The organism is Variovorax sp. P4_D9, assembly GCF_056401695.1.
In genome coordinates this window covers 1-2,177 of record NZ_JBFUIU010001167.1, presented here as the reverse complement: position 1 = coordinate 2,177, position 2,177 = coordinate 1, and the positions used below count along the sequence as shown (strand labels likewise).

The following is a 2,177-nucleotide window of genomic DNA, read 5'->3' as shown; positions in this document are numbered from 1 at the left end:
CACGACGATGGGAATGGAGCGGGTCGCGCCTTGGGCGGCCAAGGCAGCAGGCGCCGCGGCCGCCACGATAGCGTCCACTCCGATGCGCGCCAGGTCTGCTGCCAGTTCGGCCAGACGCCCCAGTTGACCCTCGGCAACGCGCCACTCGATCACGAGGTTCTGTCCCTCGATCCAGCCGAGGTCGCGGAGGCCCTTGAGGAAAGCCGCAATGCGGGGATTGCGTGCGACGATTTCCAAGGTATTGGGCAGCAGCAACCCAATCCGAGAAACCTTTCCAGCGTGCTGCGCTGATACGACGAGTGGCACCGCGCACAGGCCCAGAGCAGACGCTATGAATGCGCGGCGGCCCATTATCGGACCACCTCATCCGCACGCAGCAGCGCTGACCGCAGGATGATGATTACGTGCGAAAAGACTGCAAGTACCCTGTCACGTCTATTCATCCGATCCCCACTTAGTAGCGCAAGCACACAGATCAGCGGGCGGCGAGCCAGCGGTCAGTCTACGCCCTGAGTAGCTGCTTCGGGCCCGAAGCCGCCAGTCGCCAAGGTGGCGCGCGCTGAGCCCCTCCAAGCCATGCCCCGCAAGCCAAGCGCATCGCCCGCAGGAACCATGAGGGCCAAGTGACCGAGGATTTCCCGCTGCCCAAGGCGGAGGGCTCCATCAAGGAGCTCGACATGCTCAACACCGGGGCGGCGATCCTGAACGGGGTGTTCGACCTGGCGCAACTCGAGGCGATCGTGGCGCACATGAAAGCCTTGGGCGCACCCGATTGATGGGCCACTGCGGGTCCGGCCCGGCGCTGCACACATATACTCCGGCGTCAAAAATGAGGGGGCAGGTCGATGGCAAAGAGAGCGACGGACGACGTTGGCAACCATGGCGAGCGAGAAATCGCCGGCTCGAACGACTGGCGCTACTACGCGCATTTGTCGATCTATCGCTACTTCTCTGAGTTTGTTCAAGGGAAGCGAATTCTGGAAATTGGCAGCGGCACAGGCTACGGCGCGAACTACCTCTCGGAGTTCGCGACACACATCCTGTCCATTGACGTCAGCCCATCGGCCAACAAGTTCTGCCGTGATCACGCGGTGTCGGATCGCATCGATTTCCAGCTCCATGACCTATCGGCTCAACCGATCGTCGGCGAGTCGTTTCCAGTCATCGTGAGTTCGAATGCCTTCGAGCACATCGCGGCCATCGACAAATTGCTGGAGAACTGCTCAAGGATCTTGCTTCCCGACGGTCTCTTGATCATTGCGTTGCCGCCGATCAACAACCCCGAGGCGTTTGCAGAGAACTTCCGCAATCCGTTTCATGTCAACAATCTCACGCCCACCAACTGGCATGCCAAGCTCAGCCGATATTTTGACGAGGTCAAGTGCTTTCGCCATTGGGTAGCGCCAGCTTTCGAAGGCCCGGATCGGATGCCGCCTGGCGTCGGATTGCCGGCCAGTCAGACGACCATTCGGGAGGGTGATTTTGTCTTTCAGGAGATGAGCGCGGAGGAACTGCATGCCGAACCTCGCACCATCACTGCATTGTTTGCGGTTCGCCAGCCGCGGCAAGTGTTCGGCGAGCCGTCACTGGCCGAAGAGCTGCCCCGTGACTGGCACGTCGGCAAGCTGTGTGCGCAAGTCATGCTCGAAGAGGTCGCGCGCCGGGAACGTGAACTCAAGGAATCAAAGTCGTGGAGAGTCACGGCGCCCCTGCGCGCGATTGCCGAGGCGGTTCGGTTGCGCACATGAAGGCGCTAGGCGCTCCGGAGTAAGGTTCACGCAGATGCCCATCGCTACATCTAATACAAATGTGCACAACGTCGCAGCGAAATCGCGGGGGATGACGTCAATCCTCAGTGGGAGGTTCTCCACCGTGGCAGTGGACGACCCTGTGGAGAAGCATGCGCGTCTCGTCGCAACCCGTTGCCAACCGGGCTTAGCCACGCGGTGCCTGCAAAAGTGACATTGCATCCCTTCGGGCCGCTCTCGCCTTCSGGGGTAGACCAGAATTCAGCAAGGCCGATCTCAACTYCAGCGCYGCCATGGAACGTGCAGGCACGAGTAARCATTGCAGRTCWCGTGGCGCATGCTTGAAATWGCAGGRTTCMGCCRAAYGATCCGAGCTGCCTCGCCCTAGTCATCCTGAGCCGCGTTTCGGAACTCAACCATTGCGACCGC

The 2,177-nt window shown here is 60.9% G+C and carries 3 protein-coding genes; 2 read left to right on the top strand and 1 reads right to left on the bottom strand.

Going from position 1 to position 2,177, the window contains the following annotated elements; translation table 11 throughout:
- Positions 1–255 (bottom strand): ABC transporter substrate binding protein (locus tag AC1DY5_RS52480; protein ID WP_478122158.1); only part of this gene is annotated, 255 nt, incomplete at its 3' end.
- A gap of 368 nt (positions 256–623) precedes the next feature.
- On the opposite strand from AC1DY5_RS52480, the gene AC1DY5_RS52475 reads away from it, so the two are divergent.
- Positions 624–776: a hypothetical protein gene (locus AC1DY5_RS52475; protein WP_478122157.1), complete on the top strand. Its 153-nt coding sequence runs from the start codon at positions 624–626 to the stop codon at positions 774–776.
- 69 nt (positions 777–845) lie between these two features.
- Positions 846–1,748, top strand: coding sequence for a class I SAM-dependent methyltransferase (locus AC1DY5_RS52470; RefSeq protein ID WP_478122156.1), 903 nt, complete (start codon positions 846–848; stop codon positions 1,746–1,748).
- Positions 1,749–2,177: the final 429 nt, after the last annotated feature.